3 protein-coding genes are annotated in these 4,437 nt (G+C 70.1%); 1 reads left to right on the top strand and 2 read right to left on the bottom strand.

The features are described from left to right. Nucleotides 1-1,564, bottom strand: a 1,564-nt coding sequence (gene dnaG, locus ADBZ6I_RS16215) for a DNA primase (protein ID WP_526385651.1), incomplete at its 3' end; no start/stop codon positions are given. An 8-nt stretch (nt 1,565-1,572) separates the two neighbouring features. Continuing rightward, nucleotides 1,573-2,928 (bottom strand): deoxyguanosinetriphosphate triphosphohydrolase, encoded by a 1,356-nt coding sequence (locus tag ADBZ6I_RS16220; RefSeq protein ID WP_526385647.1) that lies wholly within the window; start codon nt 2,926-2,928, stop codon nt 1,573-1,575. A 23-nt stretch (nt 2,929-2,951) separates the two neighbouring features. Between ADBZ6I_RS16220 and ADBZ6I_RS16225 the strand changes: the two genes are divergently transcribed. Beyond that, nucleotides 2,952-4,437 (top strand): TPM domain-containing protein (locus ADBZ6I_RS16225; RefSeq protein ID WP_526385649.1); only part of this gene is annotated, 1,486 nt, incomplete at its 3' end.

Below are 4,437 nucleotides of genomic sequence, written 5' to 3' on the forward strand. Positions count from 1 at the left end.
AAGCGGGGTGGGTGAAGCTCTCCACACTGAGCGAATCGAACACCGGCCCGGCCAAGGCGGGATACTGCAACGCCGCCTTCAGCGCCTCGCGCTGCGGCCACAGCGTCGGGTCGCGCGGATCCGGCCGGTGGGCGCCGGCGTCCCGGCGCGGCTCGACGGACGTCCGCTCGGCACCGCGGCCGCCGCCGGAAGGCGCCGGTTTGCGCCCGGCCTCCGCCCGCACCCGTCCGACGACTTGGGCGACGTCGTCCCATCCCACCCAGCCGGCGATCTGGCGGGCGTATTCGTCACGCAGGGTGGGGTCTTTGATCTTGGCAACCATCGGCACGCACTGCCGCAGCGCGCTGACGCGCCCCTCGGCGCTGTCGAGGTTGTGCTCGGCCAGGGCGCTGCGGATGGCGAACTCGAACAGCGGGGTGCGGCGGGCCACTAGATCGCGCAGCGCGGCGTCCCCGAAATGAAGTCTGACGTCGCAGGGGTCCATGCCGGCCAATTTCTCGTCCGAGGCCACCGCCACGAAGCTTTGACCAGCCAGGTTCTGCTCGCCGGCGAACGCTTTGAGCGCCGCCGCCTGTCCGGCGGCGTCACCGTCGAAGACGTAGATCAGTTCGCCGCGGAAGAACTTGTCGTCCATCATCAGCCGGCGCAGCATGCTGAGGTGCTCGTCACCGAACGCGGTGCCGCAGGACGCCACCGCAGTGGTCACCCCGGCCAGGTGCATGGCCATCACGTCGGTGTAGCCCTCGACCACCACGGCCTGATGGCCGCGGGCGATGTCGCGCTTGGCCAGGTCGATGCCGAACAGCACCGCCGATTTCTTGTAGAGCACGGTCTCGGGGGTGTTGACGTACTTCGCCTCGATGGGGTCGTCGTCGAAGATGCGCCGGGCGCCGAAACCCATGGTCTCGCCACTGGCGCTGCGGATGGGCCACAGCAGCCGCCGGTGGAAGCGGTCCATCGGCCCGCGCTTGCCCTGCCGCGACAGGCCCGCGGCTTCGAGTTCCTTGAGCTCGAAGCCTTTGCGGATCAGGTGCTTGGTCAGCGAGTCCCAGCCCGACGGGGCGTAGCCGCAGCCGAACTTAGCCGCCGCGGCGGCGTCGAAATTCCGCTCGGTGAGGTACCGGCGTGCCGGCCCGGCCTCCTCGGATTCCAAAGCTGCGCAATAGAATTCCTGCGCCGCGGCGGTTGCGGCGGTCAGCCGGCTGCGGCTGCCCCGGTCGCGCTGGACGGTGTTGCCGCCGCCGGTGTAAGTGACCGCGTAGCCGATCCGGTCGGCCAGCAGCTCGACGGCTTCGACGAAGCTGACGTGCTCCATCTTCTGGATGAAGGCGTAGACATCGCCGCCCTCGCCGCAGCCGAAGCAGTGAAAGTGGCCGTGGTTGGGCCGGACGTGGAAGGACGGCGACTTCTCGTCGTGGAAGGGGCACAGGCCCTTGAGTGAGTCCGCGCCCGCCCGGCGCAGCTGGACGTAGTCGCCCACCACGTCCTCGATGCGGATGCGGTCCCGGATGGCGGCGATGTCGCGGTCGGGGATGCGGCCCTTGCGGGATCCCCCGCCTCCCACCGCCGTTGTCACGGGATCGAGTCTAGAGCTGAGGGCTGGATCTGGGCGTCGGCGTCGATGCGCTCCAGCCGGCCCTCGGTGTAGGAGGCGATCTGGTCGACGATGACGCGCATCCGCGCGTCGTCGTCGGCGGCGGCGGTGAACGCCGGCGCGAACATCGGGTCCAGGGCTGCGGGCGCACCGGCCAGCAGCCAGTGCGCCACCCGGTGCACCCGCTCACGCTGACGGGCCTGCATCGTCAGGTGCCGGGGGTCGGACATGATGAACTGCAGCGCCAGCGTCTTGAGCACGGCGACCTCGGCCCGCACCGCCGGCGGCACCTGCAGATCAGCTTGATAGCGGACCAGCGGCCCGGGCCCGTAGTGCCGGTGGGTCTCGGCGATGGCGGCCGAGGCGAACCGCCCGACCAATTCGCTGGTCAGGCGTTTGAGGGCCACCGACGCGGCCAGAGTGGCGTCGTACTTGCCGACGGCAGCCACCACCGGCAGTTCGGAGAGCCGCCGGGCGGCGTCTTCCAGATCGCCCGCGTCGGCGCCGGAGCCGTACACCGAGGTGCCCAGTTCAGCCAGGGCGGCAGCGGCGTCATCGTCGGCCAGCACCCGCAGGTCGATGCGTCCGGACACCACGCCGTCCTCGACATCGTGCACCGAGTAGGCCACGTCGTCGGCCCAGTCCATGACGTGGGACTCCAGACACGGACGACCCGGCGGGGCGCCGGCGCGCATCCAGTCGGCGATCGGTGCGTCGTCGGCGTAGAAACCGAACTTGCCGCCCACCGCGGCCCGCTGCCACGGATATTTCGTGACGGAATCCAAGGCGGCCCGGGTCAGATTGAGCCCCACGCTGCGCCCGTGGACGTCGAGCACCTTCGGTTCCAGTCGGGTCAGGATCCGGAAGTTCTGGGCATTGCCCTCGAATCCGCCCCAATCCGAGGCGAATTCGTCCAGCGCGCGTTCGCCGTTGTGCCCGTACGGCGGATGGCCGATGTCGTGGGCCAGACCTGCCAGGTCCACCAGGTCGGCGTCACAACCCAGGGCGACGGCCATCCCCCGGCCGATCTGGGCGACCTCCAGCGAGTGGGTGAGCCGGGTGCGCGGGGTGTCGCTCTCACGCGGGCCGACCACCTGGGTCTTGTCGGCGAGCCGGCGCAACGCGGCGCTATGCAGCACCCGGGCGCGGTCCCGGGCGAAATCGGTGCGGTGCTCGGCGTTGGTTCCGGGCAGGGTGGCCGACTTCACCGGGTCGCCCACCACCCGCTCGCGGTCCGCCTCGTCGTAGCCACCGGTCGTCACAGGGGCACAGTCTGCCAGTACGCCCACGGCTGATCGGACCCAAGTTTTGCTGGCAAGACGCTCTTGAGCCATGAGGGCCTACTACATTGGCCCACATGCGTCTTGCCCGTCTGCTCAGTCTGCTCGCCGCCATCTTTGCGGCCGCCACCCTGATGGCGCCGTCGGCGTTCGCCGAGCCACCGTTCCGGTTGCCGGACTACGTCACCGACAACGCCGGGGTGCTCGACGACCGCCAGGCGGCTGACGTGCAGAAAGCCGTCGACCAGTTGTACAGCGACCGCCGGGTCCGGCTGTGGGTGGTCTACGTCGACTCGTTCGCCCCGAAGGGCGCGTTCGACTGGACCCAGCAGACCCAGAAGATCAGCGACCTGGGCACCGAGGACGCCATCCTGGCGGTGGCCACCAAGGATCGTTCGTATGCGTTCCTGGTTTCGCCGGCCACCGCCGGCGGCAGTTCCACCAAGGTCGACAACATCCGGCGCGACCGCATCGAGCCGGCGCTGCGCAACGGAGACTGGAGCGGTGCGGCGGTGGCGGCCGCGGGCGGGCTGACCAATCTCAAGGGCGCCGGTGCCTCGTCGGGCAATGGCGCCGGCTCCTCGCTGATGCCGGTGGCGCTGATCGGCGGCCTCGGTGTAGCCGGCGCCGGCGGCCTGATGGTGATGAACCGCCGTCGACGCCGCAAGCAGCACGACGCCGCGGTGAGCGCCGCCAAGAACATCGACCCCACCGACCCGGCCGCACTGGCCGACGTGCAGATCGACGCCCTCGACGACCTGTCCAAGCAGATGGTGGTGCAGGTGGACAATGCCGTGCGCACCAGCGCCAACGAGCTGGTGCTGGCGTCCGAGGAGTTCGGCGAGGCCCAGACCGCACCGTTCGCCGCCGCGGTCGACAATGCCCGCGAGACGCTCAAGCAGGCGTTCGCCGTGCGGCAGAAGCTGGACGACGGCATCCCGGATCCGCTGCCTGAGCGGCGCGAGATGCTGACCCGGGTAGTGGTGTCGGCGGCGCGGGCCAACAAGGAACTCGATGCCCAGACAGCCTCCTTCCACCAGATGCGCGACCTGGTGTTCAACGCGCCCGAGCGGCTGGACGCGCTCACCCAGCAGCTGGTCACGGTGACGGCGCGGCTGGAACCCTCCGATCAGAAGCTGGCGCAGCTGCGCACCGAGTTCGACGAGACCGCCCTGTCCTCGGTGGCCCGCAACGTCAACGCGGCCCGCGAGCGGGTGGAATTCGCCGACAAGGCGATCACCCGCGGCCGGGAGTTGTCGGCCAAGCTCGTCGGCGGCGAGGTCGGCGATCTGGTGGAGTGCGTGCGCGGCGGTGAGTCGGCGCTGCAGCAGGCCAACAAGATGCTCGACGCGGTCGACAGTGCGGCCAGCGACATCCGACGGGCGGTGTCGACGCTGCCCTCGGCGATCGAGGACATTCAGCGCGGCATCACTCAAGCCGGCGAGCAACTCGACAACGGCGGCCTGGCCAAAGCCGCCGAACTGTCCGCCGCACGCGACACCGCGGTCAAGGCGGTCGCCACCGCCCAGTCCAGCGGCGCAGCCGACCCGCTGGGCGCCTTCA

Origin of the sequence: Mycobacterium sp., from assembly GCF_044342925.1 — a bacterium.
GTDB lineage: Bacteria > Actinomycetota > Actinomycetes > Mycobacteriales > Mycobacteriaceae > Mycobacterium.

Coding starts and splice junctions, on each gene's coding strand:
- ADBZ6I_RS16220 (WP_526385647.1), bottom strand. CDS start 2,928: ATGGCTCAAGAGCGTCTTGCCAGCAAAACTTGGGTCCGATCAGCCGTG.